Below are 26613 nucleotides of genomic sequence, written 5' to 3' on the forward strand. Positions count from 1 at the left end.
AAGCATCCTGAAGCCGCCTTCAGGAACGGCTGCCCTTCGACAAGCTCAGGGAACGCCGGTTCCGGTGGCGCCGTCACGCCCATCCCGCGCGTCGGGATGGGCGCAACGACGCGACGCGACCGCTCGCATCTGCGGACTTCGAAGACCCGTGCCACGCTCATTGCGCTGATTGAGTAGCCGCGCGAGGAACGAGCCGGCGTATCGAAATCACGCCCCGCAGTGGTCTCGATGCGGCCGCGGGCGGCCTACTCGACCCGCGCAGAAGAGGGTTTCGGCCGCCCTTCGACAAGCTCAGGGAACGATGCGATCAGGCTCAGGGAACGACGCGATCAGGTCAGCTCGTCGAAAGCGTGACGACGAAGCGGGCTCCCCCGCCCGGGGCCTGCTGCACGGCCACGGTGCCCCCATGGGCCGCAGCGATCTCGCGGACGATCGCGAGCCCCAGGCCGCTTCCGCCGCCGTCCCGTGCACGCGCCTCGTCGAGGCGCACGAAGCGCTCGAACACGCGCTCCCTGTCTGCCTCGGGAACGCCGGCGCCGTCGTCGTCGACCACGAGCGTGACCGTGCCATCCGCGTCGTCGGCCCGCACCGCGAGCGCGACCGTCGTCACCGCGTGGCGGGCGGCGTTGTCGACGAGGTTGCGCACCAGTTGCGAGAGCAGCGCCACGTCTCCGTGCAGCTGCGCCGCGCCGACCGCGCTCGAGTCGACCGTCAGCGAGGTCGAGCGGCGCAGCCTGCGTGCCTCCGCGAAGACGATGTCATCGAGATCGACGAGGGTCGCGGGCCTCGTGAGCATGCGCTCGTCGGCCTTGGCGAGCACGAGCATCCCCTGTACGAGCCCCTCGAGGCGGGCCCCTTCGTCGAGCACGGCCGCCGACAGCTCGTCGGGCGAGATGCGATCCGGATGCGCGCGGGCGACCTCGGCGTATTGGCGCAGCGAGGCGAGGGGCGACTTGAGCTCGTGCGACGCATCCGAGATGAAGCGGTTCTGCGAGCGCCGGGAGTCGTCGAGGCGCTGGAGCATGCGGTTCATGGTGTGGGCGAGGCGGCCGACCTCGTCGTCGGTTCCGGGGTCGGCGACGCGGCGATCGAGACTCGACGCCGTGACCTCGTCGACCTGCTGCCGCATGCGGTCGACGGGGCGGAGCGCCCTGCCCACGACGAACCAGATCGTCACGGCGAGCACGATGAGCAGCAGGGGAACGGCCGCCGCAAGAAGCCCCACGACGGTCGAGATCGTGCCGTCGACGGTGGCGAGACTGCGCCCGGCCACCACCCAGAGCTCCCTGCCCGATCCCGACTCGGTCGCGGTGCGCGCGACGGCCACGAACGACGCGCCGTCCGAGTCGGTCACGGTTGCGGTCGTCGTGTCATCGATGAGCACGGGTGTCGTCGTGGGCTGCGGCGCGGCGGGCGCGGTCGATGTCGGAGCCGAGCCGCTGGAGTTGCTCGAGCCACCCGAGTCATCCGAGCCGTCGTCCGAATCGTCGCTCGAGCCCCGCCCTGAGTTGCCCGAGTCGGAGTCATCGTCGTCGTCGTCGCTGCTCGACGGCGTGGGCGTGCTCTCGACGTCGTCGGCGGGCACGGGCACGTCGGTGCGCCGCAGCTCGGGCAGGGAGAGCGCCGGGCCGTCGTCGGCGTTGTCGCTCGATGCCACGAGCGAGCCGTCGGCGGCCACGAGCTGCACGATCTGCTCGTCGTCGTCCGCGTCGGTGTCGACCGACGAGGCCCCGGTCGTCTCGACCTGACCGACGAACTCCGCGGCATCCCGTTCTGCGGTCAACTGCACGCCGGCGACCAGCGACTCCCGCAGCACGCCGACGAACGCCGCCGACCCCACGGCGAGCGCGACGGCGACGGCGGCCGTGGCCACGAAGACGATGCGCCAGCGCAGCGAGAGCCGGCGACGCCTTCCCTGCTCAGCCGCCATGGGAGGCAAGCCGGTAACCCGCGCCGCGGAGCGTCTCGATCGCGTTGCGCCCGAAGGGCCGGTCGAGCTTGTTGCGCAGGTGGCCCACGTAGACCTCCACGATGTTCTGCTCGCCGTCGAAGTCGTCGTCCCAGACGTTGTCGATGATGTCGCGCTTCGACACCACGTCGCCCTTGCGCCGCATCAGGTATTCGAGAACGGCGAACTCCCGGGCGGTCACATCGATGCGCTCGGTGCCACGGGTGACCTGGCGGGTCGACGGGTCGACACGGATGTCGCCGGCCTCGAGAACGGCCGGCCGCTCGGCGGCGCCCCGCCTGATGAGGGCGCGCACTCTCGCGAGCAGGATCGCAAAGGAGAACGGCTTGGTGAGATAGTCGTCGGCGCCGGTGTCGAGCGCCTCGACCTGGTCCCACTCCCCGTCTTTCGCGGTGAGCATCAGAACGGGGGTCCAGTTCTCGGCCGCGCGCAGTCGCTCGCACACGCGGTAGCCGCTCATTCCGGGCAGCATGATGTCGAGGAGGATCACCGAATAGTCCTTCTCGGTGGCCATCCAGAGCCCGTCGGTGCCGGTCGACGCGACGTCAACGGCGAACCCCTCGGCCTCGAGGCCGCGTTTGAGCCCCTCGGCGAGGCGTTTCTCGTCTTCGACAACCAGCACGCGCATGCGCCCAGTCTGCCCGACGGGCGCTGAAGCGCGGCTGAAGCGCCGCGCCTCAGCGCCGGAGGGGGCGGATCAGCCCTCTTCGACGACGATCTGCACGTCGATGTTGCCGCGGGTCGCGTTGGAGTACGGGCACACCTGGTGTGCGGCGTCGGCGAGCTCCTGCGCCAGGGCGAGCTCCAGGCCGGGAAGAACGACTTCGAGCAGAACAGCGAGCTGGAATCCGCCCTCGCCGTTCGGTCCGATGTGCACGCGGCCGCCGACGCTCGAGTCGGAGATCTTCACCTTGCGGGCACGAGCGACACTCTGCAGCGCGGAGTGGAAGCAGGCCGCGTATCCGGCGGCGAAGAGGTCCTCGGGGTTCGCTCCGTTGCCCGAGCCGCCCATCTCCTTGGGAACAGCGAGGTCGAGGTCGACCTGGCCGTCGCTCGTGCGCACGTGGCCGTTGCGGCCTTCGCCGGTCGAGAGCGCTTCCGCCGTGTAGAGAATCTCCATGGTGTTTCCTTTCATCGACCGGCGTCGGGTGCGCCGGTGGTCTCAGTGAGGCCCGACGACGCCGCGTCGAACCCGCGGGTGTCGTCGGCCAGCTGGTGCAGCATGCCGCGCAGCTGCACGGCGGTCGGCTGGTCGAGTTTCATCGCGCCGGCCACGCAGGCCGGAACGGCTGCGAGCTCCTTGCGCATCCGTTCGCCCTCGGCGGTGAGCGCGATCGTCACCACCCGGGCGTCGTCGGATGCGCGCAGGCGCTCGAGATAGCCGGCCTGCTCCATGCGGCGGGTCAGCGGCGAGAGCGTGCCGGAGTCGAGTTCGAGCCGTCGGCCGAGGTCTCCGAGGGGCATCGCTCCCTCGTTCCAGAGCACGACGAACACGAGGTACTGCGGGTAGGTGAGCCCCCACGGCGCGAGCACCGAGCGGTAGGCCTGCGTGATCGCGTGGGATGCGTTGTAGAGCGCGAAGCAGACGAGCTCATCGATCACGGAGTGCTGCGGCGCTGCAGCGGGAGCCGTCGAGGTGGTCATCACAAAAGCATTGCGCACAATTCAGTTGTACGCAACCTAGTTCGTCGTTCGTCGAGCTTGTCGAGACGCTGTGAGGCCCTTCGACAGGCTCAGGGAACGGGCGACGCCTCAGTAGTGGTACGGGAACGGCGACCAGTCGGGTTCGCGCTTCTCCAGGAACGAGTCGCGCCCTTCGACGGCCTCGTCGGTTCCGTAGGCGAGCCGCGTGGCCTCGCCCGCGAACACCTGCTGGCCCATGAGCCCGTCGTCGACCGCGTTGAACGCGAATTTCAGCATGCGGATGGCTGTGGGCGACTTGGTCAGGATCGTGCGCGCCCAGGCCAGCGCCTCGCGCTCGAGCTCCGCGTGCGGCACGACGGCGTTGACCGCACCCATCTCGTAGGCGCGCTGGGCCGAGTACTCCCGGGCCAGGAAGAACACCTCGCGCGCGAACTTCTGCCCGATCTGCCGGGCGAAGTACGCGCTGCCGTAACCGGCGTCGAACGAGCCGACATCGGCATCCGTCTGTTTGAACTTCGCGTGCTCCTCGCTGGCGATCGACAGGTCGCAGACCACGTGCAGCGAGTGCCCGCCACCCGCCGCCCAGCCGGGAACCACGGCGATCACCACCTTCGGCATCGTGCGGATCAGTCGCTGCACCTCGAGGATGTGCAGCCGTCCGGTCGCAGCGCCGGCGAGCGGCCCGTCGGGCGCGGTGCCGTCGGCGTACTGGTACCCGTCGCGGCCTCGGATGCGCTGGTCGCCCCCCGAACAGAACGCCCAGCCGCCGTCTTTCGGGCTCGGGCCGTTGCCGGTGAGCAGCACGACGCCGATGCGCGGATTCTGCCGAGCGTCGTCGAGGGCGCGGTAGAGCTCGTCGACCGTGTGCGGTCGGAAGGCGTTGCGCACTTCGGGCCTGTTGAAGGCGATGCGGGCCACGCGCCCGTCGTTCGAGTGGTGGTAGGTGATGTCGGTCAGGGCGCTGGCCCCGGGCGCGACAGCCCACTCGGATGCATCGAAGATCTCGGAGACGAACGGCGTTTCAGACATGCAGTCAGTCTGCCAGCCGCACGTCACGGCGCGGGCGGCTCGCGGTCGTCGTAGCGGCGGGCCCGCTCGCGGAACTCGGCCGCCGACTCGGTCGGCAGCGTTCCGCGGCTCACGATCTCGAGGTCGACAGAGCTCATCGGCCCGCCACGCAGCTCGGCCCTGGCACGCGCAGCCTCGAGGAATCGGCCGGTGCGATCGTGCTTCAACTCGATGATCGTCAGCTCGAATTCGCTGTCGGAGTGCACGGACTCGCGGGCCACCAGCGACCAGATCACCTGGTCCTTCAGCTGCGTGCCCCCGAACTCCCGCTTGAGTTCGTCCAGTGCGGCCTGACCGGATGCGCGGGCCGGGTCGTTGCGCAGGGTCACGTCGTGAAAACCCTCGGCCTCGAGCAGGCCGCTCACGAGGTCGACGAGCTGCTTCTTCACGAGTGGATTGGTGAGCCGCGCCGTCGAGCGCCAGGTTCCCGTGGTGCACGTCTCGAGCAGGCTCTCCCCTCCCCAGTCGTTCGCCTCGGGCTCGATGCGCGGAATCTCCCCGAACAGTCCCCAGCTGAGCCCGAAGCGCGGCGTGATGGCGTCGCGCAGTCTCGCAAGCAGGGCCTCGTTGCGCTCGATCGTCTGCTCCTGCGAGAGCGCCGCGAGCGCGAATTCGGCGTCGTGCAGACGGGTTCCCGGGTAGTGCGACCAGTCGACTCCGTCGGACACGGTGGGCAGGTCGTCGTCGGGGCCGATGCCGAGATCGGAGAGCACCGCCTGAGCGCGGTCCTGCACGGCATCCAGAAAGTCGGCGAAGCCGCCCTCGTCGTCGTCGGGCTGCGCCTCGAGATCCGTCGCCGGAGCATCCGAGACCGTGCCTGACGGCCGGGCCGACCCGTAGACCGGGCCACCCACCCGCGCCGGCACACCTCCCGGGGTTCCGTAATCGGGCACACCGGGCGTCTCGTCGTCGTGCACCGGGGCGGAGTCGTCACGCATGCGTCCAGTCTGTCAGCCCGCGTCGCCTACCCTCGATAGTGCGCAACACCCGCCCCGCGCCAGAAGGAGTACCTCGTGACGATCGTCGCTTCCGCAGACGGCTCTGCCCTCGGCAACCCCGGCCCCGCCGGATGGGCCTGGTACGTCGACGACGAGCGGTGGGCGGCCGGCGGATGGCCGCGCGCCACGAACAACATCGGCGAGCTCACCGCGGTTCTCGAGCTGCTGCGCGCGACCGAAGGCGAAGACGAGCCGCTGCACATCATCTGCGACAGCCAGTACGCCATCAAGGCCTGCACCGAGTGGATGGCGGGCTGGAAGCGCAAGGGCTGGCGCAAGGCCGACGGCAAGCCGGTGCTCAACGTCGAGATCATCAAGCAGCTCGACGAGGCGCTGCAGGGCCGCGTCGTGACGTTCGAGTGGGTCAAGGGCCACGCCAACCACCCCATGAACGAGGCGGCCGACTCGCGCGCCCGGGCGGCATCCACGGCGTATCAGAACCGCACGGCCGTGCCGAGCGGCCCGGGATGGCCGGGAGCGGCCGCGACGACGCCAGTCGAGCCCGTTCTCGCCGAGGACACGGCGCCGCCCGCCCTCTTCTAGGCTCGCGGAGCGGACACCGCGCGGCCGAAGCGTCGGCCTAGGCTTACGCCATGGCCTCCCCCGCGCTTCCTCCTCTGGCAGAGCTGCTCTCCGCCGCCCACGTCGTCTCGCTGCCGCTGACCACGCGGTTCCGCGGCATCGACACCCGCGAGGCCATGGTGTTCCGCGGGCCGCAGGGCTCGACCGAGTTCTCGCCCTTCGTCGAGTACGGCGACGACGAGTCGGCCGCCTGGCTGGCCGCTGCCATCGACTTCGGGTGGAACGCGCAGCCCACGCCTCTGCGCGACCGCATCCGAGTCAACGCCACGGTGCCCGCGGTGGATGCGTCCCGCGTTCCCGAGGTACTCGCCCTGTACGACGGCTGCCGCACCGCGAAGGTGAAGGTGGCCGAGGCGTCGCAGGTGCTCGCCGACGACGTGGCCCGCGTCCGGGCCGTGCGCGACGCACTCGGCCCGGAGGGGCGCATCCGCATCGACGCCAACGGCGGCTGGAACGTCGACGAGGCCGAGCACGCGATCCACGCGCTGGCCGAATTCGACCTCGAATACGTCGAGCAGCCCTGCGCCTCGATCGAGGAGCTCGCCGAGCTGCGCGAACGCCTGCACGACTGGGACATCCCGATCGCGGCGGACGAGAGCATGCGCAAGGCATCCGACCCCCTCGAGGTGGCCCGCGCCGGCGCCGCCGACCTGCTCGTGATCAAGGCGCAGCCGCTCGGAGGCGTGCACGCGGCGCTCGACATCGTGCGCAAGGCGGGGCTGCCGGTGGTCGTCTCGAGCGCACTCGACACCTCGGTCGGCCTGTCTATGGGGGCCTGGCTCGCCGCGAGCGTTCCCGAGCTCGACTACGACTGCGGGCTGGGCACGGCGTCGCTGCTGGCGGCGGATGTGACGGCGCGGCCCGTGCGGGCGGCCGGCGGCTTCATCCAGGTCGAGCGCGTCGAGCTCGACGCGGCCCTGCTGGCGCAGCACGCGGCGTCGGCCGAACGCGACGCGTGGTGGCGAGCCCGGCTGGCCCGCTGCTACGAGGTGCTGGCGGCCCGGTGACGCATGTTCCCGGCCGGTGGCCGAGTGCACTGATCGTCGGCGCCGCCTTGGTCCTCTCGATCGTGGTCGGGGGCGTTCCGCTTCTGGCATTCCTCCGCGACGGAGCGCACCTTCACTGCGAGTACTCGGACGTCGGCGAATCCGCCCCCGGCACCTACTTCTGCGCCGATGGCATCGGGTACATCGTTCCCGTCGTCACGACCTTCGTCATCTGGACGCTCGTCTGCGCAGCGGCGATCGTCGCCATGTCGGCGTGGGTGCCGGCCGCGCTGCGGCCTCGATTGCTCGGCGTCTTCGCCCTCGCTCCGCTTGCCTACCTGAGCTGGATCGCTGCGGGCGCGGCGGACTCGGCGGGGCGGACCAGCACCGCGCAGTCGCGCGACCTCTGGACGGCGCCGATGCTGGGGGTGACGATCGTGCTCGCCGCTTTCGCGGTGGTCGTGCTCGCGCTGCTCGTCGTGCGCGGCGCTCGGCCCCGGCTCGTGCTCTACATCGCGGGTGGCGCGTTGCTTCTCGCCGCCCTGGTAGCGCAGCCCGGAATGCTGGCGGCCCTCCTGCTCGCGATGGGACTGTTCGGAGCGTCGCTCATTCTCGAGCGCTCACGATACGAGCCGAGGCCTACAGGCCCGAGTAGGCGTGCAGTCCCTTGAAGAACACGTTCACGACGCCGAAGTTGAACAGCACCGCCGCGAAGCCGATCAGCGCCAGCCAGGCGGAGCGCGATCCTCTCCAGCCCTTCGTTGCGCGAGCGTGGATGTAGCCGGCGTAGATGACCCAGATGATGAAGGTCCACACCTCTTTCGTGTCCCAGCCCCAATAGCGACCCCAGGCACGCTCGGCCCAGACGGCGCCGGCGATGAGGGTGAAGGTCCAGAACACGAAGCCCACGATGTTGATGCGGTAGGCGAGGTTCTCGAGGCGCACCGAGTCGGGCAGGGTGTCGAGCAGGCGGAAGTTCAGGAACTTCGAGCCCTTCGCCGTCTCCCGTCGATTCTGCAGCAACTGGATGCCCGACAGCGCGCCTCCGAGGGCGAAGAACGCCGTTCCGAGGCTGGCCACGAACACGTGGATCACGAGCCACGCCGAGTCGAGCGCCGGCGGCAGCGGAACGACCGCCACGTAGTAGTTGACCGTCGAGACGCCGAGCAGGATCAGAACGAGTCCGGTGATGAACGTTCCGAGGAATCGCAGGTCCTGGCGCATCAGCACCACGAGGAACACGCCCATGATGAGCAGCGTGCCGGTGATCGAGAACTCGTACATGTTGGCCCACGGCACACGCTCCGCCGCGATACCGCGCAGAACCACGCCGACGAGCTGCAGCAGGAATCCGATCACGGTGAGCGCCACGCCGATGCGCAGGGTGACCGAACGCTTCGGGCCGGCATCAGCACCGGATGCGCCGGCCGCGCCTGTGGTGGCGACGACAGGGGCGTCGGTCACACCGCTGCGGCCCGACACGGATGCGCCGACCAGCTCGGCGGGCGCAGCCGCGACCTCGTCGGCCTTGATCTGCGACGACCGCTTGGCCAGGTCGAGCGCGAACGAGATGAACGCGAGAGCGTAGATCGCCATCGCCGAATAGACGAGGAGAATCGAGTACTGTTCCAGCGTTTCCATCACGGAGGCAATCCTAAGCGTCGTCCGGCGTCTTCGCGCCGGTGATTTCGGGTGAAGTGGTCGCGGCCCGGGCCGAGGGCAGGCTCGCGATGTGCTTGTCAGCCAGTTCGGCGACCGCGTCGTCGAGGCGCGGATCGTCGCCTCGGGCCAGCCCCGCGTACTCGAGGGTCACACCCGTGCCGTCGGCGTTCTCGATGAGCTTCACCCACACGCGTCGGCGCGGGATGAAGAGCGAGGTGAGCAGGCCGCCGAGCACGAGGATCGCGAAGACGAGAACCCACAGCTGGGTGGGGTCGCGGTGGATGTCGAACGAGGCGAACCGCTTGATGCCGTCGAGCGTCACCGATCCCATGCCGTTCGGCAGCTGAGCGGTCTCGCCCGGCTTGAGCTCGATGGAGTCGACTCCGGTCTTGCCTCCGGTGAGCTGCGTCATCTTGTCGGTCGCCAGCGAATAGACGGATGTCGGCACGCCCTCGTTCAGCCCCAGGTCACCCGTGTAGACGTTCAGGGTGACGACCGGATACTCGGCCTCGGGGAACGACGAGAAGTAGGCGCCCGTCGACGACACGTCCTGGGTGGGATAGAAGAAGCCGATCATGCCCACCTGTTCGGGCAGGCCGTCGGTGATCTTCACCACTCCGAGCGAGGTGAGATTCGCGTCCTGCGGCAGGAAGGGAACCGAGTCGGTGAACACGACCGTGCCCTCGGCGTTCTTCACCGTGAGGGTGGGCGCGTAGCCGTTTCCGAGCAGGTAGACGTCGGAGCCGCCGATCTTGAGCGGGCTGTTGACCTTGACCTCGCCATCGGACTCGTCGCCGTCCTCCGTCGTCGTGACGTGCGCGGTGTAGTCGATGGGCTGCCCGAACGCGTCGAGGTTCTGGGTCTCGTAAGTCGCGTCGAACTCGTCGAGCCTGAGGGTGAACGGAGTCAGCGTGTCGTCGGAGAAGAAGCGCCCCGGGTTGAACGAGTCGAAGGCCAGGAGGGTGTTCACGAAGGTCTGCCCCTCGACCACCACGCGCTGACCGGCGTAACCGAAGCCGCCGCCGATACCGACGGTGATGAGGATGCCGACGAGCGCCGTATGGAAGACGAGGTTGCCGCTCTCCCGCGCGTAACCGCGCTCGGCCGAGACCGACGTGGAGCGCGCATCCTGGTACGTGCGCACCCGGTAGCCCGCTTTCTTGAGGATCACGCGCGCCGATTCGAGAATCGCGGCGCTGCCGCCGTTCCGCTCGTTCCCTGAGCCTGTCGAAGGGCGGTCCCCGTTCCCGCCGTTCCCTGAGCTTGTCGAAGGGCCCGCTTCGTTCCCTGAGCCTGTCGAAGGGCCCGCTTCGACAGGCTCAGCGAACGCGTACTCGCGCGTGATGAAGCCGCCGAGCCTGTTCAGCCTCGCGGGCGTCTTGGGCGGAGCCGAGCGCAGCGCGTCGAAGTGGTGCTTGGTGCGCGGAATGACGCAGCCCACGAGCGAGATGAAGAGCAGCAGATAGATGCTCGAGAACCACACCGAGCTGTACACGCCGAACATCTGCACGCTGTCGAGGATCGGAGCGAGCGTGGGGTTGTCGACGAAGTACTGGGTGACCCCGTTCGGGTCGCTCGAGCGCTGGGGAACGAGCGAGCCGGGAACCGCGGCAAGCGCGAGAAGCAGCAGCAGGAACAGCGCGGTGCGCATGCTCGACAGCTGCCGCCAGAACCAGCGCAGCCATCCGACGACGCCCAGCTTCGGCTGGGTGATGGATGCCGAGCCGGCCTCGCGTGCGGACTCGGGCGCCGGGCTCGGGGAATCGTAATGATCAGACGGGCGTGACAAAGGAGAACATCACCCCCTGCAGGTTGTTCATGACGATGGTCCAGATTCCCGAGACCATCAGAAGGCCGACGGCGATAAGCAGCGCGCCGCCGACGATGTTGACCGCGCGAATATGCCGCTTGAGGAATGCGACCGATCCGGTGACCCAGTTGAACCCGAGGGCGACCAGCAGGAACGGCACTCCGAGACCGATACAGTACACCAGGCCGAGAAGAGCCCCCCGCCACGGCGACGCACCGTTCAGGCTGAGAGCGAAGATGGCCGACAGCGTCGGGCCGATGCACGGCGTCCAGCCCAGCCCGAAGACGAGCCCGAGCAGGGGCGCCCCCGCGAGGCCGGTTGCCGGGGCCCACGATGGCTTGAAGGTGCGCTGCATGAACGTGAACTGCCCGACGAAGACCAGACCGAGCACGATGACCACCACCCCGAGGATGCGGGTGATGAGGTCCTGCCACGTGGTCAGCCACGCGCCGACGGCGCCGAACGCCGCACCGTAGGCGACGAACACCAGCGAGAATCCGAGCACGAACAGGGCCACGCCGAGCAGGAGCCGGCCTCGGCCGCGTGCGCGACCCGTCGCATCCGGAGCGGAGGCGAAGCCGCCGATGTAGCCGAGATAGCCGGGAACGAGCGGCAGCACGCAGGGCGACGCGAATGAGACGAGCCCGGCGAGCAGTGCGATGGGCAGGGCGAGCAGCAGCTGCCCGGAGAGCACCGCCTCCGCGAAGGGATTGTTCACCGGTGCTAGCTCGACTCGGCGATGGTGTCGCGGATCAGCGTGTCGAGGATCGACGGCTCGCTGACCTGGCCCAAGATGCGTGCGGCAACCCTGCCCTGCTTGTCGATCACGAGCGTGGTCGGCACCGCGTTGGGCGACACGTCTCCGCTGAAGGCGAGCTGCAGCGCCCCGTCGGTGTCGATGACCGAGGGGTAGTCGATGCCGTAGTTCTCTTCGAAGCTGATGGCCTGGGGTGCTTGGTCGCGCACGTTCACGCCGAGGAAGCTGGCTCCCTCTCCGTCGTACTTCTCGCTGAGCTTGGCCAGCTCGGGGGCCTCGACGCGGCAGGGAGCGCAGCTGGCGTACCAGAAGTTGAGCACCACGACCTCACCGGTGTAGTCGGCCTGGCTCACGCTCGTGCCCTCGGCTGTCGTGCCCGCGAAGTCGACCGCCTGCTGCCGCGAATCGGGTTCGATCTCGGTCACGGTGCCGTCGCCCGCGATGTAGTTCTTGCTGTCGCCCGAGAGGTACTGGTCGGCGAGGGGGTCGTTCGCGCACCCCGCGAGCAGCATCGTGCCGACCACGACGAGACCGGCCAGGCCCGAACGGGTCGCCCGACGCATCCGGATGCCCGTCATACGGCACCCACGTCGGTGGCGTTCTCGGCCAGGTCGGCGGCGGGATCGGCGTAGCCGGTCTCGACCCAGCGGTTGCCGATGCGCTCGAAGCTGGTGATGCTCGACAGCTCGCAGCGGCGACGACGCGGGTCGTGAAAGAGGGGCTTGCCCGCGATGGCGAGGTGCGTCGTCCAGATGGGCAGCTGGTGGCTCACGAGAACGACGTCGCCCGACTCGACCGAGTTGTAGGCGTCGCTCATGGCCGAGAGCATGCGGGTTCTGATGGATGCGTACGGCTCGCCCCAGCTGGGAATCGTGGGATTGCGCAGCCACGGCCAGGTGCGGGGATTCTTCAGGGCGGAGCTGCGGCCGCGCATGTTCAGACCCTCGAAGCGGTTCGTGGGCTCGATGATGCGCGGATCGGTGATGATCGGCAGTTCGAAGGCCTGGGAGATGGGCTGCGCCGACTCCTGGGTGCGCTGCAGCGGCGACGCGTAGAGCGCGCTGATGGTACGGCGGCGTTCGACCAGATCGGCTGCGGCGGAGCGCGCCATCTCGTGCCCGAGGTCGGAGAGCCCGAATCCGGGGAGTCGACCGTAGAGCACGCGTCGGGGGTTGAATACCTCGCCGTGACGCACGAGATGGATCTGGCTGGCTACCACGGAGTCCAGTTTACGTAGGGCTGATCGGGGAAAAGGCTGATAGCCGATTCGGGGGCATCACGAGCGCTCCAAAGAAGTAGCAGAAATACACGTGAATGGAAGAAATAGTTAGTTGTGCTTCCGCGTTAAGAAGATGAGACTTACTTACAAGAAAGGTTCACAACTCATGCTTATCGCCATCGTCGTATCGTCCATCTTCGCCGTCATCTCCGTCGCCGGCATCACCGCGACCATTCGCGCCGTCGCCACCGACGGCTACCGTCGCCAGCCCACCCGCGAGTACGCCGCACGCTGATCGACCGGGCGCCTTCACGGCGCCCACCGCCGCGATTGTGGCACAAAAGCATAGGGCTGCGACCCTCTGGTCTCGCTTCTCTTATGCGCGACATCATGACGCGTGACCAAAACGCACTCGGATGCCGCCGCCATTCTCGGCGAGCGAGTGCGCCAGCAGCGGCTCAAGCTGGGCCTCACGCTCGAAGACCTCGCGTCGCTCTCCGAGATGCACTGGACCAGCGTCGGCAAGATCGAACGCGGTCAGGTCCATCCGAACGTCGAGACACTCGTGCGCCTGGCGACGGCCCTCAACGCCGACCCCGGAGTCTTCGTCGAGGGCCTGAACTCGTCGATGTACGAGAAGCGGGTGCACGGCCTGACCGCCGCCGACTTCATCCGCGAGCGCGAACGCGAGGCGGCACGTCGCTCCGAGGCGTCTTGACACGCGACCGCATCCACTCGTCGCGGGTGAGCACGTAGCGCACGTGCGCCCTGATGGGCGAGCCCTCGGGCACGACCGGATGCGCGAAGTCGTCGACGTGGCGCATTCCGAGACGGCGCATCACGGCCCGAGACGGCTCGTTGATCACGGCGGTGATGGAGTTCACCTCGAGAAGCGCTGCCGGGGCGGCATCGGGATCCGATGCAGAGGCGGCATCCGGCGCGAATGCGGCGTCGAGCGCCGCCGTCGCCGCCTCGATCGCGAATCCCTGCCGCCAGTGGGCACGGGCGACCCGCCAGCCGATCTCCATGCCTCCGGAGCCCGGCACATCCGGCGGCATCGGGCCCAGCCCCGTGAAGCCGATGAACTCCCCTGTATCGCGGCGCTCGAGCGCCCAGCGCCCGTGTCCGTGCAGGTCGAACCCGGCATCCAGTCGGTCGGCGAGACCGTCGCTCGTCGACCTGTCGAGCGCCGCGGGAAAGTAGCGCATGACCTCGGGGTCGGCGTTCATCGCCGCGAACGGCTCACGGTCGGAGCGCAGCCACCGACGCAGGATCAGTCTCGGCGTCTCGATGCGCTGGAGCGCCGCCACCGGTTCAGAGTTCGAAGTCGACGCTCGCCCGCGCCGACACGAGCGGCTTGACGATGTCGACGGCCTTCAGGTGCTCGGGGTGCACCTGGTAGGTCTCGAGGCCCTCGAGGTCGTCGTAGTCGGCGACCAGGCAGATGTCCCAGTTCTTGTCCGCGTAGGCGACGTTCGGGCCGATCGAGAACGTCTTGATCTCGGGGATGATGGCCGGCAGAGGGGCGAGCGCGGCCTGAATCGCGGCGGCAGCGGCCACCCGACCTTCCTCGTCTTCTGCGGCGAGCTTCCATGCGACGACGTGACGGATCATGCGGACTCCTCGAGTTCGGTGGTGAGTGCGGTGCGCAGGCGTTCGGGATCGACGCGCCAGATCGTGTGCACCCGACCGTTGACGAGCACCACGGGGATCTCCTCGACGTACTCGTCGAAGAGTTCGGGGTCGTCGAGGATCGACTTCTCGTCGAACACGACCACGGCAGAACCCTCGCGAGGCGGGAACGTCGCGAGGACGTCTCCGACCACCTCGCGGGCGTCGTCGCAGAGGTGACAGCCCGGCTTCGAGAGCAGGGTCACGTGGATGGCGGGCACTCATTCACCCTAGACCCCGGGCGCCGCCCGGCACCCGGGATGGGTACCATGAGAGAACCCATGGCGAATACCGAGCTCCCCTCCCACGGCGACCCCGCGTCGTCCGCAGGAGGACGACCTGTCATCGCCTTCTTCGATGTCGACAACACGCTTCTGCGTGGTGCGAGCATCTGGCATGTGGCCATCGGCGCGTGGCGCCGGGGCATGCTGTCGCCTCGCGACATCTGGCGGTTCTTCTGGCAGCAGCGCCACTTCATCAAGGTGGGCGAGAACATGGGCCACCTCAGCGACATCAAAGAGAAGGCGCTGCTTCTGATCGCGGGCAAGACCCAGGCGGAGATCCGCTCGCTGAGCGAGGACATCTTCGATCGGCGCATCAGCCAGCGACTCTGGCCCGAGACGGTTGCGCTCACCAAAGAGCACCTCGCTATGGGTCACCAGGTCTGGATCGTGTCGGCCACCGCCAGCGAGGTCGCCGACGTGTTCGCCCACCGCCTGGGCCTCACCGGCGCACTCGGAACGCGCTTCGAGTCGAAAGACGGCGTCTACACGGGTGTTCTCGAGGGGCCCGTCATGCATGCGCAAGACAAGGCAGACGCATCCATCGCCCTCGCCACCGGCATGGGCGTCGATCCTGCCGAGTGCTGGGCCTACTCCGACTCGAGCAACGACATCCCGCTGCTCACGTTCGTGGGCAATCCGGTCGTGGTGAACCCCGATCACGCGCTGAACGCGCACGCGGTGCAGCACGACTGGCCGGTCATGCGCCTGAACCCGTCGAGCATCAAAGAGGCACGCAAGCGCGTTCGCCGAGAGGCCCGCCGAGCCCGCTGACCGGCATCCGCGCCCGTCCGGCGCATGCGCGCCCGGTCGTCCATCAGCGGATGCGCCGAACGGGCGCGGATACGGCGGTTCCCTGAGCCTGTCGAAGGGCGCATCCGGGCACAGCAAAAGCGCCAGACCTCAGGCCTGGCGCTTCGGCTCCATCGGCAGCGCGATGCGCTGCGCGACGTGCTACTTCTTGTTGCGGCGCTGGTGACGTGTCTTGCGAAGCAGCTTGCGGTGCTTCTTCTTCGCCATACGCTTGCGACGCTTCTTGATTACTGAACCCACAGGGACCTCACGATTTTGGGCTTCGCTGCGCAGGTCGCAGCGGAAGAGAATTTTTGCCTCGGAGCAGTCTACAAGGACGAACGCCGAACGACTAATGCGCCCAGAACCCCTCCTGTTCCCTGAGCCTGTCGACGGGATCAGCCGCATAGGCTGGCAGCATGGTTCGCGACTTCGACATCCCCCAGCAGCGCTCGCTCGTCACAGAACTGCCCGGCCCCAATTCGGTCGCCCTGCAGCAGAGGCGGGAACGCTCCGTCTCGCGCGGCGCCGGCACCCTCGCGAACATCTACATGGACCGCGGCGCCGGAGCGATCCTCGTCGACGTCGACGGCAACCAGCTGATCGATCTCGGGTGCGGAATCGGTGTCACCACGATCGGCCACGCGCATCCGGATGTCGCCGCAGCCGCGGCCGCGCAGGCCGGCAAGCTGACCCACACCCTGTTCACCGTCACCCCCTACGAGAACTACGTGCGGGTGGCCGAGAAGCTGGCAGAGATCACTCCTGGCGACTTCGAGAAGCACTCGATCCTCGTGAACTCGGGCGCCGAAGCGGTGGAGAATGCGGTGAAGATCGCCCGCAAGTTCACCGGGCGACGCGCGATCGTGAGCCTCGACCACGCGTTCCACGGCCGCACCAACCTCACCATGGCCATGACCTACCGCCCCTGGCCGGAGCGCGCGGGCATGGGCCCGTTCCCCGGCGAGGTCTACAGCGTGCCCACGAGCTACCCGTTCCGCGACGGGCTCTCCGGACCTGAGGCCGCTGAGAAGACCATCGACTACATCACGACCCACATCGGCGCGTCCGAGATCGCCGCGTTCTTCGTGGAGCCGATCCAGGGCGACGGCGGCGTGGTCATTCCGGCACCCGGGTACTTCGCCCGCATCGCCGAGTTCTGCCGCGAGAACGGCATCGTCTTCGTCGCCGACGAGATCCAGGCCGGCATCGCCCGCACGGGAACCTGGTACTCGATCGAGCACCACGACGGCGTGATCCCCGACCTCATCACCACGGCCAAGGGCATCGCGGGCGGGTTCCCTCTCGCCGCGGTCACGGGTCGCGCAGAGATCATGGATGCCGTGCAGCCCGGCGGCATCGGCGGCACGTTCGGCGGCAACCCGGTCTCGACCGCGGCCGCCCTCGAAGTGTTTGACATCATCGAGCGCGAGGGCCTGCTGGCCGAGGCGCAGCGGGTCGAGGCGTCGCTCAGGGCGCGCATCGGCGATTGGGCCGAGAAGTTCGACGTGGTCGGCGAGGTTCGCGGCAAGGGAGCCATGTTCGGCGTCGAGCTCGTGAAGCCGGGCACCCGAGAGCCCAACCCCGAGGCGCTCACCGCCATCCTGAAGTACGCCACCACCCACGGCGTGATCGTGCTGGATGCGGGCAGCTGGGACTCGGTGCTGCGCATCATGCCGAGTGTGGTCATCAGCGACGAGCTCATCGACGACGCGGCGACGGTCCTCGAAGAGGCCCTGGCCCTGCTCTAGCCCTGCCGCATCCGCGCCTGTTCGGTCGATCCGCGCCCGGACGTCTGGCAGCGGACGCGCCCAGAAGGCGCGGACACACGTCGTTTCCTCTCCTCCGCACGCGGTCCGTTCCGCGGTTGTCCACATATCCTGCTCCGGATGCCATGGTGCGGCTTCAGCGTCGCAGGCTGGCATGCATGACCCAGAGCAACACGACCCGCCTCGTTATCGCCCGTGAGTTCGAGCGACTCGGAGGCGATCGCCACGCCCTTGCTCGTGCGCACACGTCCGGTCGCGCGATCAGACTCCGGCGAGGTGTCTACGCATCAGCCGCCGAGTGGACGAACCTCGAGGATCTCGACCGCTACCTCCTGCGCATACGCGCTGCCGCGGAGACTCGTCGCGAGCGGCCGGTGCTGTCGCACTGGTCTGCAGCCGCGGTGTGGGGAATCCCGATCATCGGCCGGTGGCCAAGCGACGTGCACCGAGTGATCGATCGCACTTCCGGTGGACGGTCGAAGAACGGAATCGTCGCCCATGTGACCGAGATGGCTTCGGTCGACGTCGTCGAGATCGACGGTCTGCTCGTGACGTCGTTCGCGAGAACAATCGTCGACCTGGCCACCGTGAGCTCGGCCATGTCGGGAGTCGCGGGCGCGGACTACGCCCTGCACCGGAAGCGACCCGGACACCTCCGCAAAGATCAGCTGCTGGCCGAGTGGGAGGCGGCCAAGCCGCTGAAGGCCACCGCCCGGTCATTGCGCATCCTCGAGTTCGCCACCCACCTCGCAGACTCACCCGCCGAGTCGGCGGGGCGGGTCAACATGTATCTCGCAGGCTTCCCTGAACCTCGGCTTCAGACTCCCTTCTACGACGTAGACGGATTCATCGGTGAACCCGACTACGACTTCGAGGGCTATGACCATCTGGGCGAAGTCGATGGCAAGTTCAAGTACTTCAAACCCGAATTCCTCCACGGCCGTGAGCCAGGCGACGTGATCTACGAGGAGAAGATCCGCGAAGACAGATTCAAAGCCCTTCCCAAGAAGGTCACGCGCTGGGACTGGGCGGTCTGCATCAGCGTCCCGAAGATGCGAGCCCGGCTCATGCGCGACGGCCTGCCCGTCGTCGACCCGAATCGCCGGTGGCGACGCTGAACATCCGCGCCCCACAGGTGCGTTCGCTTCCGGTCGTCCGGCGGCGGATGCGCCTATCGGGCGCGGACGGCGCGGCGGGCGGCTACGCCGTGTCTGCCGCGTGCTGTGTGAGGGCCTCTGCGACCGCGGTCTCGGGCACGCGGAAGCTGCGGCCGAAGCGGATCGCCGGCATCTCGCCCGAGTGCACCATGCGGTAGACCGTCATCTTCGAGACGCGCATCATGTCGGCGACCTCGGCGACCGTGAGGAAGCGCACATCGGGCAGGTCTGAACCAGCCATGCTTCCCCCTAGTGGCGAGTATCCGCGAGTCACAGGAGTGACGAACGAGACTCCGTGATGATTCGTAACTCTAGGGGGTGCACCGGATGCGGGGCAACCGGGTACGAGGCCCTACTTTCGCAGCCGCGACACCAGCTTGCTCGCGTTGGCCTGCAGGTCTTCGACCACGCTGCGCGCCTGGTGGCTCGACGTCGCGACCGTGCGCCCGACGTTGCGGGCGAACTCCGAGGCCACGCCCGCAGCATCCGGAGCCTGTGCGCCGGAGGCGATGTCCGAGGCGGCGCCTGAGGCGGTGCCGGCCCACTCGGCGTCGTCTTCTTTGACCGAGCCGTCGAAGTCGGCCGAGAGGAACGGGATCACCCAGTCCTCCACGTCTTCGAGCGGCGACGCGTCGAGCTTGTAGTAGCGGTGCTGGCCCTCTTCGCGAACGGCGACGAGGCCCGCGTCGCGCAGCACCTTGAGGTGCTTCGACACCGTGGGCTGGCTGAGGTCGAGCGCGTGCACGAGTTCCGAGACGCTCGACTCGCCCGCGTGGGGCGACGACTCGACGGCATCGGCGGCCGCATAGCGCTCGAGCAGCAACTCGAGCAGGTGGCGCCTCGTGGGGTCAGCGATCACGGAGAAGATGTCGGCCATGGCACAAGGCTAGTCAGTAGACGCCCGATTGCTCCCCAGCCGCAGGGCTTGGCGCGCCGACCGGATGCCTCTCCGGAGTACCATGGCGGGAATTCATTCGGCCGACCGAGCACCTGTCGGCCATGTCGACGAAGGACGCACGATGCGCATACCCGCACCCACGCGACGCTCCGTCTACGCCAGCCGCACGCCGATCGGCCGCCTGCGCGACATGGTCGACGAGTTCTCCGAGCAGTCCCCCTCGAGGTTCGCGATCCTCATCTTCACGGCGATGATCCTGATCTTCACGGTGCTCTTCTCGCTTCCGATCTCGCAGGCGAAGGGCGCGGTCACCCCTCTCGCCGACGCGCTCTTCACCGCCGTCTCGGTCATCTGCGTCACCGGGCTCTCGACCGTCGACATGGCCACGCACTGGTCTGTCGTCGGCCACATCTTCATCTACATCGGCGTGCAGATCGGCGCCCTGGGCGTTCTCACCCTCGCCTCCATCCTGGGCCTCGCCGTGTCACGCAAGCTCGGCCTCAAGAGTCGCCTCATGGCGGCGGGCGACACCAACCCCATGCGGATGCGCCACGGCGCCGTGTCGGAAGGCCAGGCCGTGCGGCTCGGCGAGATCGGCGGGCTGCTGGCCACTGTCGCGGTGAGCTCCCTGGTGATCCAGCTCGTGATCGCCCTGCTCCTCATCCCGCGCATGGTCGTCGACGGGGTCGCGCTCGCGCCGGCCATCACCGACAGCTTCTACTACTCGGCGATGGCCTTCACGAACACCGGGTTCTCGCCCAACGCCGAGGGACTCGCGCCGTTCGAGAACGACTACTGGTTCCTCAGCATCCTGATGCTGGGCGTGGTCATGGGCAGCATCGGATTCCCCGTGATCTACGTGCTGTCGCGCAACATCAAGAAGCCGCTGCGCTGGTCGTTGCACGTCAAGCTCACGCTTCTGACATCGCTGATCCTCATCGTCGCGGGGGCGGTGCTCTACATCATTCTCGAGTTCGACAACCCCAAAACATACGGCGACCTCAACGCCGGCGACACGATCTTCCAGTCGCTCTTCCTCTCCGTCATGACTCGCTCGGGCGGCTTCTCCACCGTTCCCATAGACGAGCTCAACGGCTCGAGCCTGCTCGTGACCGACATGCTCATGTTCATCGGAGGCGGCTCGGCGTCGACGGCCGGTGGCATCAAGGTCACGACGCTGGCCGTGCTGTTCCTCGCCGCCTTCGCGGAGGCCCGCGGAAACGAGTCGATGGAGGCGTTCGGTCGACGCATTCCCGGCGACGTGCTCCGACTCGGCGTGAGCGTCGTGCTGTGGGGGGCGACCACGGTGGCCGTGGCGTCGATCATCATTCTGCAGATCACCAAGGCACCCCTCGACTTCGTGCTCTTCGACGTCATATCGGCCTTCGCGACCTCCGGTCTGTCGACCGGACTCACCGCATCCCTTCCCGATTCCGGCATCTACGTGCTGGCCGCCACGATGTTCATGGGCCGCGTTGGTACAGTGACACTCGCCGCCGCGCTGGCAGCGAGCCAGCGTCGGCAGCTGTTCAGACGACCCGAAGAGAGGCCCATCGTTGGTTGATCGCATCAAGCACGACGCCCCCGTACTCGTGATCGGCCTCGGACGGTTCGGTGCCGCGACGGCAGGGCAGCTCGACCGTCTCGGCCGCGAGGTCCTGGCCATCGACATGAGCGACCAGCTCGTGCAGAAGTGGTCGGAGCGCATCACCCACACGGTGCAGGCCGACGCCAAGAACATCGATGCCCTGCGCCAGATCGGCGCGGCCGAGTTCTCGATCGCCGTCGTCGCCGTGGGCTCCTCCATCGAGGCGAGCGTGCTCATCACCGCCAACCTCGTCGACCTCAAGGTTCCGCAGATCTGGGCCAAGGCCATCTCTAAGTCGCACGGCAAGATCCTCGAGCGCATCGGCGCCAACCACGTGATCTACCCCGAGGCCGAGGCCGGAGAACGCGTCGCCCACCTCGTCTCCGGCCGCATGCTCGACTTCATCGAGTTCGACGACGACTTCGCCCTGGTCAAGATGTACCCGCCCAAGCCGATCCGAGGAAAGAACCTCACCGAGTCGGGCGTTCGCAGCCGCCACAACATCACCGTCGTCGGCGTGAAGTCCCCGGGCAAGCCGTTCACCTACGCCACCGAGAAGACCGTCGTCACCGATCACGACATCATCATCGTGTCGGGCACCTCGAGCGACATCGAGAAGTTCTCGGCCCTCGAGTAGCGGCTCGCCTGTTGCCCTGGGCGACGGATGTTGCCGGTCGCCCGGCAACGTTCGTCGCGCCGGGCAACAGGCGGCGACTCAGGCCACCGGACGCGGCTCCGAGCTCGCGCGCACGCTCCGCGCCCGCCTCGAGACCGCCGGCAGGAAGGCCGACGCCCAGACCACGTAGCCCCGGTCGTTCGGGTGGAAGAGGTCGCCGGCCGCCTGATAGACGGCGCGCACGATTCCCTGGCGCTTCGTCACCGCATACAGCGGCGCTACGGTCAGGCCGTGCCGGGCGGCAGTCGCGCGCACGATGCGATTCGCGACCGCGACCAGACGCTCCCGCTGCGGAATGTGAAAGCAGGGCAGGTCGGCGACGATGGTCGACGGCGGCAGCTGGGCGTAGACCTCTTCGAGCTCGCGCGTGAAGCGCTCCTTCTCGAAGCTGTTGATGTCGTTCGCGCCGATCGACACGGTGAGCAGGTCGGGTTGGGCATCTCCCAGCAGCGTGGCCAGCTTCGGCATCTGGATGGCGATCGCCTCGCGCAGGCGGGCGCCCGCAACGCTGAGATTGACGATGCGAACGGTGCGCCCCGTCTCCGCCGCGAAGCGGTCGGCCACGATCTGCACGTAGCCGCGGTTGGGCTTGGACGCTCCGATGCCCTGGGCTGCGGAGTCCCCGATCACGACGTAGAGCAGCTCGCCCGCCTTCTTCTGGCGGGCCCTCCAGAACGCCGAGTTGACCGGAATCGTGAGGTTGATGCGAGCGGCCTCGGCCTCGCGATGGCGGGCGATCAGACTGATCGGCCAGAGGGAGAGAAGGTTCACGCTGAAACGCTACGCCCGTTGCCTGAGGGTGTCGAAGGGGTTGATGAAAGCACGTCGCCTCTTGTCGGGTTCCCTTCGACAGGCTCAGGGAACGGGAGAGGGGGTTCCCTTCGACAGGCTCAGGGAACGGGGGTCAGCCGGCGGCGAGCTCCTTGGCGCGGGCGAGGGCCGCATCCGTCGCCCGGGCGAAGAGGTCGTCGACTCCCCCGTCCTGCAGCACGGCGATGGCGCGCTCCGTCGTTCCGTTCGGGCTCGTCACCTGCCGGCGCAGCTCCGTCGGCGTCGACTCCGACGCGGCGAGAAGCCGCGACGCGCCCAGGAACGTTCCGTTCACGAGAACGGCCGCCTCCTCCGGAGTGAAGCCTTTCTGCACGGCAACCGCGGTGAGCTGCTCGATGAGGAAGAACACGTACGCCGGACCTGACCCCGAGATCGTGCTCAACGCATCCAGCTTCTCTTCGGGAACGACGACGACCTCGCCGACCGTCTCGAACACCCGGGTGACCAGGGCGAGCTGCTCCGACGTCGAGCGCCTGCCCGCCGACAGCCCGGTCACCGCGCTGCCCACGATCGCGGGCGTGTTCGGCATCGACCTCAGCACCGCGACGCTCTCGGGCAGGCGCTGCTCGAAGGTGGCGACGGTCACGCCGGCCGCCACGCTCACGACGATCGCGCCCGGCTCGAGCGCATCCGCGATCTCGTCGAGCAGCGCGGGCACCATGGGCGGCTTCACCGCCACCAGAACGATGGATGCCCCGGCCACGGCCAGGCGGTTGGCCTCGGGCTCGTCGTCGGTCGCCCAGGCCGTGACCGCGTCGACACCGTCGAACTCTGCGGCACGAGCGGCCGAGCGGTTCGTCACGCGGATTCCGCCGGAGACCTCGACCGTGGGCGCGAGCAGGCCGGAGAGGATGGCGCGGCCCATCGATCCGGCACCGAGGATGGCGATGGCGGGCAGGGAGACAGGAGAGGTGTCGGTCACCCGTCCATCCTAGGATTGGGGTTCGACGGGGAAGCCGCCATCGGGCCACACACAGCGCGCAGAGGTCACACACATGAGCACATCCGGAGGCAGCAAGGCGATCCTGGCGGCGTTGGCGGCCAACATCGGCATCGCCCTCACCAAGTTCATCGCGTTCCTCTTCTCCGGGTCGTCGTCGATGCTCGCCGAGAGCGTGCACTCCGCGGCCGACTCCGGCAACCAGCTGCTGTTGCTGCTCGGCGGCCGCAAGTCGCGCAAACAGGCCGACCGCGCGCATCCGTTCGGCTACGGCCGCGAGCGCTACGTCTACGCCTTCGTCGTGTCGATCATCCTGTTCTCGGTGGGTGGAGTCTTCGCCCTCTACGAGGGAATAGAGAAGGTGAACGATCCGCATCCGCTCGAGGTGTGGTGGCTTCCGCTGCTCGTGCTGGCCATCGCCATCGGGCTCGAGGGCTTCTCACTGCGCACGGCCATCGGCGAGTCGAACCACACGCGGGGCTCGCAGAGCTGGCTGCAGTTCATCCGCCGCGCGAAGGCACCGGAGCTGCCGGTCGTTCTGCTCGAAGACACGGCCGCCCTGCTGGGTCTCGTCTTCGCGTTCGCCGGCGTGGGCCTCACCGTGCTCACCGGAAACGGTATCTGGGACGGCATCGGAACGATCTTCATCGGCGCCCTGCTCGTGCTCGTCGCCATCATTCTCGGCATCGAGACGAAGAGCCTGCTCGTGGGCGAGGGCGCCACCGACGAAGACCTCGCGAAGATCGAGAACGCCATCACGTCGAGCCCCGAGGTCGAGCACCTCGTGCACCTGAAGACCATGTATCTCGGGCCCGACGAGATGCTCGTCGGCGCCAAGATCACGCTGCCGGCGGTCACGACGCTCACCGACATCGCCCTCGCTATCAACGCGGTCGAGGCGCGCATCCGCGAGGCAGTGCCGATCGCCCGCGTCATCTACCTGGAGCCCGACGTGTACGTGCCGAGCGTGGACGAGGCCGTCGCAGACTCGGCCGACACGCCCGCCACGAGCTGAGCGCGGGCGCGCTCGACCTACAGTCGCGAGCGGAAGAAGGTTGTCAGGGCCGCGGCGCAGGCGTCGGCTTCGACGCCCGCCCAGACCTCGACCGTGTGGTTGAGGCGGCGGTCGCGCAGCACGTCGTAGACGGAGCCGACCGCGCCGGCCTTCTCGTCCCACGCGCCGAACACCACGGTGGGCACGCGCGCCGCCAGGATCGCCCCGGCGCACATCACGCACGGTTCGAGGGTGACGATGAGCGTGCACCCCTCGAGCCGCCAGTCGCCGGTCCGCTCGGCGGCCGCCCGCAGCGCCAGCACCTCGGCGTGCGCGGTGGGGTCGTGCCGCAGCTCGCGCTCGTTGCGGCCGCTCCCGATGACCCGGCCCGAGGCATCCAGAACCAGTGCCGACACGGGAACGTCGCCCGACGCCTCGGCGAGCCGGGCGTCTGCGAGCAGCTGGCGCATGCGCTCGCCGTACGCGGCAGGCCATGGATGCGCGGGGCCCGGTCGTTCCGACATGCCGCCAGTCCCCTTCCGCTCCAGTAGATTGAGCCTATGCGAGTTCACGTTGCCGACCACCCGCTCATCACGCACAAGCTCACCGTGCTGCGAGACAAGTCGACGCCGGCACCCACGTTCCGGGCGCTCACCGAAGAGCTCGTCACCCTGCTCGCCTACGAGGCCACCCGCGAGGTGCGCACCGAGGTCGTCACGATCCAGACGCCGGTAGCCGAGACCCAGGGCCTCGCGATCTCCGAGCCGCGTCCCCTCATCGTTCCGATCCTCCGCGCGGGGCTCGGCATGCTCGAGGGCATGGTCAAGCTCATTCCCAGCGCCGAGGTCGGATTCCTCGGCATGGTGCGCAACGAGGAGACGCTCGAGCCCACCACCTACGCCGAGCGCCTGCCCGACGACCTGAGCGACCGGCAGTGCTTCGTGCTCGACCCGATGCTGGCCACGGGAGGGTCGCTCGGAGCGGCCATCGACTTCCTCTTCGCCCGCGGTGCCGTCGACGTGACCGCGATCTGCCTGCTCGGAGCCCCCGAGGGAGTCGCCGCGCTCGAGAAGGCCACCGAGGGCCGCGAAGTGCACCTCGTGCTCGGGGCGCTCGACGAGCGCCTCAACGAGAAGGGCTACATCGTTCCGGGCCTGGGCGACGCGGGCGACCGCCTCTACGGCCTCGTCTGATCGCGCGCGGGGCGGTCTGATCCACCCCGCGTCAAAAAAATGCTTGACACGCGGAGTCATATTCCGCTTAGCTCTCCTTTATGACTGACAACGCGCTCGCCCTTACCTCCTTTGAGGCATTGGGGACTGCTGGCATGATGATGCCCAGCAGCGCTGTCATGTGTTGCCGAATGTGTGCTTGACCAGACACTGCGCCTGACAATTCAGGTTCGCTGGGTTCCGAGGTCTTCGTCTCTCTGTCACGAAGAGATCTCCGAATCCCCCGCCTGGTTCTGAACCACAGAACCGTCCGCGGTCTCCGGCTTTCCCGCCGCACCATTCGCACGACCCGCCCACGGGCATCCGTTTCTTCGCCGTATCCGGCCGGATGACCTGGGCACCTCATCGAAGGATCTCCCCCATGTCTCTCGCACACCTCGACACCCGTCCCTCCGCCCCCGTCGCCTCGATCGGCCGCCCCGAGCAGTTCGCCGCCGAATCGACGCCGACCCGCCTTCGCGCCGTTCCCACGGGCACCGAAGCACGCGGATTCGTTCTCTACGTCGGAATCGACGAAGACAAGGCCGCAGCCGACGGCACCGACCTCTCTGAGATCGTCGCCCAGCTGCGGGCCCTCGCCGCACAGCTCTCCCCCTCCTCCGAGACCTACGCCGCTGTCGCCCTGGCGCCGCGCGGCGCCGGCGGACGCGACGTCGACGTGGTGCGGCTCGCCCTGCAGGATCCCGCGGCCCTGGCCAAGCACCGCCACGCTCCCGAAGATGAAGATCGCGCCCGCGACGGCGTCGTCATCGACCTGTCGCGCAAGCGCGTGCTGCTCGACAACGATGCCGCCAACCTCACCTACAAGGAGTTCGAGCTGCTGCAGTACCTCGTTCTGCGCGAGGGCCGCACCATCGACCGCGCCGAACTCATCGCGTCGCTGTGGTCGGCAGACGACAGCGACATTCCGAACGAGCGCACCATCGACGTGCACGTGCGTCGCCTGCGCGCCAAGCTCGGCGACTACGAAGACATCGTGCGCACGGTGCGCGGCGCCGGCTACCGCTTCGATCGCCACGCCGACGTCTCGGTGCAGCACACGTCGACGCCGTCGCCCGACCTGTTCTAAGCCGCTAGCAGACCGGCCCG

At 68.2% G+C, this 26613-nt stretch carries 33 protein-coding genes; 13 read left to right on the forward strand and 20 right to left on the reverse strand.

Going from position 1 to position 26613, the window contains the following annotated elements:
- Positions 1–334 precede the first annotated feature (334 nt).
- The 6 genes from ASF51_RS02360 to ASF51_RS02385 all read right to left on the reverse strand — a co-directional run bounded on the left by ASF51_RS02360 (position 335) and on the right by ASF51_RS02385 (position 5619).
- Positions 335–1930, reverse strand: a complete 1596-nt coding sequence (locus ASF51_RS02360; RefSeq protein WP_055924645.1) for a cell wall metabolism sensor histidine kinase WalK — start codon at positions 1928–1930, stop codon at positions 335–337.
- Positions 1920–2597, reverse strand: a complete 678-nt coding sequence (locus ASF51_RS02365) for a response regulator transcription factor (RefSeq protein WP_055924648.1) — start codon at positions 2595–2597, stop codon at positions 1920–1922. The genes ASF51_RS02360 and ASF51_RS02365 overlap by 11 nt, the downstream gene beginning before the upstream one ends.
- Before the next feature lie 69 nt (positions 2598–2666).
- The gene (locus ASF51_RS02370) at positions 2667–3089 is read right to left on the reverse strand and encodes an organic hydroperoxide resistance protein (RefSeq protein ID WP_055924651.1); all 423 of its coding nucleotides are present in this window, start codon (positions 3087–3089) and stop codon (positions 2667–2669) included.
- An 11-nt stretch (positions 3090–3100) separates the two neighbouring features.
- Complete coding sequence (locus ASF51_RS02375; RefSeq protein ID WP_055924654.1) at positions 3101–3613, reverse strand: MarR family winged helix-turn-helix transcriptional regulator; 513 nt, start codon at positions 3611–3613, stop codon at positions 3101–3103.
- Positions 3614–3721: 108 nt separating this feature from the next.
- Complete coding sequence (locus ASF51_RS02380; RefSeq protein WP_055924657.1) at positions 3722–4642, reverse strand: 1,4-dihydroxy-2-naphthoyl-CoA synthase; 921 nt, start codon at positions 4640–4642, stop codon at positions 3722–3724.
- A 23-nt stretch (positions 4643–4665) separates the two neighbouring features.
- Positions 4666–5619: a hypothetical protein gene (locus tag ASF51_RS02385; RefSeq protein WP_055924660.1), complete on the reverse strand. Its 954-nt coding sequence runs from the start codon at positions 5617–5619 to the stop codon at positions 4666–4668.
- 75 nt (positions 5620–5694) lie between these two features.
- On the opposite strand from ASF51_RS02385, the gene ASF51_RS02390 reads away from it, so the two are divergent.
- Genes ASF51_RS02390 through ASF51_RS02400 form a run of 3 tightly spaced genes read left to right on the forward strand, consistent with a single transcriptional unit; the run spans position 5695 to position 7918 of the window.
- Entirely contained in the window at positions 5695–6222 is a 528-nt protein-coding gene (locus ASF51_RS02390; RefSeq protein ID WP_055924662.1) for a ribonuclease H, read from the forward strand.
- Positions 6223–6272: 50 nt separating this feature from the next.
- On the forward strand, positions 6273–7268 hold the full coding sequence (locus ASF51_RS02395; protein WP_055924664.1) for an o-succinylbenzoate synthase: 996 nt from the start codon (positions 6273–6275) through the stop codon (positions 7266–7268).
- On the forward strand, positions 7265–7918 hold the full coding sequence (locus ASF51_RS02400) for a hypothetical protein (RefSeq protein ID WP_055924666.1): 654 nt from the start codon (positions 7265–7267) through the stop codon (positions 7916–7918). The genes ASF51_RS02395 and ASF51_RS02400 overlap by 4 nt, the downstream gene beginning before the upstream one ends.
- Here the strand turns inward: ASF51_RS02400 and ccsB are convergent.
- The 5 genes from ccsB to ASF51_RS02425 are packed head-to-tail and all read right to left on the reverse strand — an operon-like array spanning position 7887 to position 12695.
- A complete protein-coding gene (gene ccsB, locus ASF51_RS02405) occupies positions 7887–8888 on the reverse strand; it encodes a c-type cytochrome biogenesis protein CcsB (RefSeq protein WP_055924668.1) in 1002 nt (333 codons plus the stop codon). The two genes, ASF51_RS02400 and ccsB, sit on opposite strands and share 32 nt — an antisense overlap.
- Positions 8889–8901: 13 nt before the next feature.
- Positions 8902–10698: a cytochrome c biogenesis protein ResB gene (locus ASF51_RS02410; RefSeq protein WP_055924670.1), complete on the reverse strand. Its 1797-nt coding sequence runs from the start codon at positions 10696–10698 to the stop codon at positions 8902–8904.
- Positions 10682–11437 (reverse strand): cytochrome c biogenesis CcdA family protein, encoded by a 756-nt coding sequence (locus ASF51_RS02415; RefSeq protein WP_055924673.1) that lies wholly within the window; start codon positions 11435–11437, stop codon positions 10682–10684. The genes ASF51_RS02410 and ASF51_RS02415 overlap by 17 nt, the downstream gene beginning before the upstream one ends.
- 5 nt (positions 11438–11442) lie before the next feature.
- A complete protein-coding gene (locus tag ASF51_RS02420) occupies positions 11443–12054 on the reverse strand; it encodes a TlpA disulfide reductase family protein (protein ID WP_055924676.1) in 612 nt (203 codons plus the stop codon).
- The gene (locus tag ASF51_RS02425; RefSeq protein WP_055924678.1) at positions 12051–12695 is read right to left on the reverse strand and encodes a histidine phosphatase family protein; all 645 of its coding nucleotides are present in this window, start codon (positions 12693–12695) and stop codon (positions 12051–12053) included. Before ASF51_RS02425 ends, ASF51_RS02420 begins: the two co-directional genes overlap by 4 nt.
- Positions 12696–12861: 166 nt before the next feature.
- On the opposite strand from ASF51_RS02425, the gene ASF51_RS19635 reads away from it, so the two are divergent.
- Together ASF51_RS19635 and ASF51_RS02430 are read left to right on the forward strand one after the other, a co-directional pair.
- The gene (locus ASF51_RS19635) at positions 12862–12990 is read left to right on the forward strand and encodes a hypothetical protein (protein ID WP_255354396.1); all 129 of its coding nucleotides are present in this window, start codon (positions 12862–12864) and stop codon (positions 12988–12990) included.
- 102 nt (positions 12991–13092) lie between these two features.
- Positions 13093–13413, forward strand: a complete 321-nt coding sequence (locus ASF51_RS02430) for a helix-turn-helix domain-containing protein (RefSeq protein ID WP_055924682.1) — start codon at positions 13093–13095, stop codon at positions 13411–13413.
- Here the strand turns inward: ASF51_RS02430 and ASF51_RS02435 are convergent.
- Genes ASF51_RS02435 through ASF51_RS02445 form a run of 3 tightly spaced genes read right to left on the reverse strand, consistent with a single transcriptional unit; the run spans position 13364 to position 14587 of the window.
- On the reverse strand, positions 13364–14005 hold the full coding sequence (locus tag ASF51_RS02435) for a GNAT family N-acetyltransferase (RefSeq protein ID WP_200926075.1): 642 nt from the start codon (positions 14003–14005) through the stop codon (positions 13364–13366). The genes ASF51_RS02430 and ASF51_RS02435 overlap by 50 nt on opposite strands.
- 4 nt (positions 14006–14009) lie before the next feature.
- Complete coding sequence (locus ASF51_RS02440; RefSeq protein ID WP_055924685.1) at positions 14010–14309, reverse strand: Dabb family protein; 300 nt, start codon at positions 14307–14309, stop codon at positions 14010–14012.
- Entirely contained in the window at positions 14306–14587 is a 282-nt protein-coding gene (locus tag ASF51_RS02445) for a glutaredoxin family protein (protein WP_055924688.1), read from the reverse strand. The genes ASF51_RS02440 and ASF51_RS02445 overlap by 4 nt, the downstream gene beginning before the upstream one ends.
- A 60-nt stretch (positions 14588–14647) precedes the next feature.
- On the opposite strand from ASF51_RS02445, the gene ASF51_RS02450 reads away from it, so the two are divergent.
- Complete coding sequence (locus ASF51_RS02450) at positions 14648–15421, forward strand: HAD family phosphatase (RefSeq protein WP_055924690.1); 774 nt, start codon at positions 14648–14650, stop codon at positions 15419–15421.
- Positions 15422–15601: 180 nt separating this feature from the next.
- Here the strand turns inward: ASF51_RS02450 and ASF51_RS18575 are convergent, their stop codons facing one another.
- Positions 15602–15700 carry a 30S ribosomal protein bS22 gene (locus ASF51_RS18575; RefSeq protein ID WP_003792170.1) on the reverse strand — a complete coding sequence of 33 codons (99 nt, stop codon included), beginning with the start codon at positions 15698–15700 and terminating at the stop codon, positions 15602–15604.
- 158 nt (positions 15701–15858) lie between these two features.
- On the opposite strand from ASF51_RS18575, the gene gabT reads away from it, so the two are divergent.
- Together gabT and ASF51_RS02460 are read left to right on the forward strand one after the other, a co-directional pair.
- Complete coding sequence (gene gabT / locus ASF51_RS02455; protein ID WP_055924693.1) at positions 15859–17190, forward strand: 4-aminobutyrate--2-oxoglutarate transaminase; 1332 nt, start codon at positions 15859–15861, stop codon at positions 17188–17190.
- A gap of 176 nt (positions 17191–17366) precedes the next feature.
- Complete coding sequence (locus ASF51_RS02460; RefSeq protein ID WP_157411973.1) at positions 17367–18326, forward strand: type IV toxin-antitoxin system AbiEi family antitoxin domain-containing protein; 960 nt, start codon at positions 17367–17369, stop codon at positions 18324–18326.
- A gap of 82 nt (positions 18327–18408) precedes the next feature.
- On the opposite strand, the gene ASF51_RS02465 is transcribed toward ASF51_RS02460, so the two are convergent.
- On the reverse strand, positions 18409–18606 hold the full coding sequence (locus ASF51_RS02465) for a helix-turn-helix domain-containing protein (RefSeq protein ID WP_044442490.1): 198 nt from the start codon (positions 18604–18606) through the stop codon (positions 18409–18411).
- Between the two features lie 111 nt (positions 18607–18717).
- Positions 18718–19242 (reverse strand): helix-turn-helix transcriptional regulator, encoded by a 525-nt coding sequence (locus ASF51_RS02470; protein WP_055924700.1) that lies wholly within the window; start codon positions 19240–19242, stop codon positions 18718–18720.
- 142 nt (positions 19243–19384) lie between these two features.
- Here ASF51_RS02470 and ASF51_RS02475 point away from each other — a divergent pair, with 142 nt between their 5' ends.
- Positions 19385–20827 carry a TrkH family potassium uptake protein gene (locus ASF51_RS02475; RefSeq protein WP_055924703.1) on the forward strand — a complete coding sequence of 481 codons (1443 nt, stop codon included), beginning with the start codon at positions 19385–19387 and terminating at the stop codon, positions 20825–20827.
- On the forward strand, positions 20820–21488 hold the full coding sequence (locus ASF51_RS02480) for a TrkA family potassium uptake protein (protein WP_055924706.1): 669 nt from the start codon (positions 20820–20822) through the stop codon (positions 21486–21488). The genes ASF51_RS02475 and ASF51_RS02480 overlap by 8 nt, the downstream gene beginning before the upstream one ends.
- A 78-nt stretch (positions 21489–21566) precedes the next feature.
- On the opposite strand, the gene ASF51_RS02485 is transcribed toward ASF51_RS02480, so the two are convergent.
- Complete coding sequence (locus tag ASF51_RS02485) at positions 21567–22298, reverse strand: SGNH/GDSL hydrolase family protein (RefSeq protein ID WP_055924708.1); 732 nt, start codon at positions 22296–22298, stop codon at positions 21567–21569.
- A gap of 133 nt (positions 22299–22431) precedes the next feature.
- Complete coding sequence (gene proC / locus ASF51_RS02490) at positions 22432–23280, reverse strand: pyrroline-5-carboxylate reductase (protein ID WP_082479485.1); 849 nt, start codon at positions 23278–23280, stop codon at positions 22432–22434.
- 73 nt (positions 23281–23353) lie between these two features.
- Between proC and ASF51_RS02495 the strand changes: the two genes are divergently transcribed.
- Positions 23354–24313 (forward strand): cation diffusion facilitator family transporter, encoded by a 960-nt coding sequence (locus ASF51_RS02495; protein ID WP_055924711.1) that lies wholly within the window; start codon positions 23354–23356, stop codon positions 24311–24313.
- Positions 24314–24330: 17 nt separating this feature from the next.
- Here the strand turns inward: ASF51_RS02495 and tadA are convergent, their stop codons facing one another.
- Positions 24331–24762, reverse strand: a complete 432-nt coding sequence (gene tadA, locus ASF51_RS02500) for a tRNA adenosine(34) deaminase TadA (protein WP_055924714.1) — start codon at positions 24760–24762, stop codon at positions 24331–24333.
- Between the two features lie 90 nt (positions 24763–24852).
- Here tadA and upp point away from each other — a divergent pair, with 90 nt between their 5' ends.
- Both upp and ASF51_RS02510 read left to right on the forward strand, forming a co-directional pair.
- A complete protein-coding gene (gene upp, locus ASF51_RS02505) occupies positions 24853–25485 on the forward strand; it encodes a uracil phosphoribosyltransferase (RefSeq protein ID WP_055924717.1) in 633 nt (210 codons plus the stop codon).
- Between the two features lie 400 nt (positions 25486–25885).
- A complete protein-coding gene (locus ASF51_RS02510; protein ID WP_055924720.1) occupies positions 25886–26593 on the forward strand; it encodes a winged helix-turn-helix domain-containing protein in 708 nt (235 codons plus the stop codon).
- Positions 26594–26613: the final 20 nt, after the last annotated feature.

This window comes from Agreia sp. Leaf283 (assembly GCF_001422485.1).
Lineage (GTDB): Bacteria > Actinomycetota > Actinomycetes > Actinomycetales > Microbacteriaceae > Agreia.

What these genes read in the sequence shown, in the direction of transcription:
- ASF51_RS02385 (WP_055924660.1), bottom strand. Translation starts at nt 5,619, where the DNA reads ATGCGTGACGACTCCGCCCCGGTGCACGACGACGAGACGCCCGGTGTG.
- ASF51_RS02475 (WP_055924703.1), top strand. Translation starts at nt 19,385, where the DNA reads ATGCGCATACCCGCACCCACGCGACGCTCCGTCTACGCCAGCCGCACG.
- ASF51_RS02470 (WP_055924700.1), bottom strand. Translation starts at nt 19,242, where the DNA reads ATGGCCGACATCTTCTCCGTGATCGCTGACCCCACGAGGCGCCACCTG.
- ASF51_RS02450 (WP_055924690.1), top strand. Translation starts at nt 14,648, where the DNA reads ATGGCGAATACCGAGCTCCCCTCCCACGGCGACCCCGCGTCGTCCGCA.
- ASF51_RS02495 (WP_055924711.1), top strand. Translation starts at nt 23,354, where the DNA reads ATGAGCACATCCGGAGGCAGCAAGGCGATCCTGGCGGCGTTGGCGGCC.
- gabT (WP_055924693.1), top strand. Translation starts at nt 15,859, where the DNA reads ATGGTTCGCGACTTCGACATCCCCCAGCAGCGCTCGCTCGTCACAGAA.
- tadA (WP_055924714.1), bottom strand. Translation starts at nt 24,762, where the DNA reads ATGCGCCAGCTGCTCGCAGACGCCCGGCTCGCCGAGGCGTCGGGCGAC.
- ASF51_RS02365 (WP_055924648.1), bottom strand. Translation starts at nt 2,597, where the DNA reads ATGCGCGTGCTGGTTGTCGAAGACGAGAAACGCCTCGCCGAGGGGCTC.
- ASF51_RS02420 (WP_055924676.1), bottom strand. Translation starts at nt 12,054, where the DNA reads ATGACGGGCATCCGGATGCGTCGGGCGACCCGTTCGGGCCTGGCCGGT.
- ASF51_RS02380 (WP_055924657.1), bottom strand. Translation starts at nt 4,642, where the DNA reads ATGTCTGAAACGCCGTTCGTCTCCGAGATCTTCGATGCATCCGAGTGG.
- ASF51_RS02465 (WP_044442490.1), bottom strand. Translation starts at nt 18,606, where the DNA reads ATGGCTGGTTCAGACCTGCCCGATGTGCGCTTCCTCACGGTCGCCGAG.
- ASF51_RS02510 (WP_055924720.1), top strand. Translation starts at nt 25,886, where the DNA reads ATGTCTCTCGCACACCTCGACACCCGTCCCTCCGCCCCCGTCGCCTCG.
- ASF51_RS02375 (WP_055924654.1), bottom strand. Translation starts at nt 3,613, where the DNA reads ATGACCACCTCGACGGCTCCCGCTGCAGCGCCGCAGCACTCCGTGATC.
- ASF51_RS02395 (WP_055924664.1), top strand. Translation starts at nt 6,273, where the DNA reads ATGGCCTCCCCCGCGCTTCCTCCTCTGGCAGAGCTGCTCTCCGCCGCC.
- ASF51_RS02370 (WP_055924651.1), bottom strand. Translation starts at nt 3,089, where the DNA reads ATGGAGATTCTCTACACGGCGGAAGCGCTCTCGACCGGCGAAGGCCGC.
- ccsB (WP_055924668.1), bottom strand. Translation starts at nt 8,888, where the DNA reads ATGGAAACGCTGGAACAGTACTCGATTCTCCTCGTCTATTCGGCGATG.
- ASF51_RS19635 (WP_255354396.1), top strand. Translation starts at nt 12,862, where the DNA reads ATGCTTATCGCCATCGTCGTATCGTCCATCTTCGCCGTCATCTCCGTC.
- upp (WP_055924717.1), top strand. Translation starts at nt 24,853, where the DNA reads ATGCGAGTTCACGTTGCCGACCACCCGCTCATCACGCACAAGCTCACC.
- ASF51_RS02440 (WP_055924685.1), bottom strand. Translation starts at nt 14,309, where the DNA reads ATGATCCGTCACGTCGTCGCATGGAAGCTCGCCGCAGAAGACGAGGAA.
- ASF51_RS02360 (WP_055924645.1), bottom strand. Translation starts at nt 1,930, where the DNA reads ATGGCGGCTGAGCAGGGAAGGCGTCGCCGGCTCTCGCTGCGCTGGCGC.
- ASF51_RS02460 (WP_157411973.1), top strand. Translation starts at nt 17,367, where the DNA reads ATGACCCAGAGCAACACGACCCGCCTCGTTATCGCCCGTGAGTTCGAG.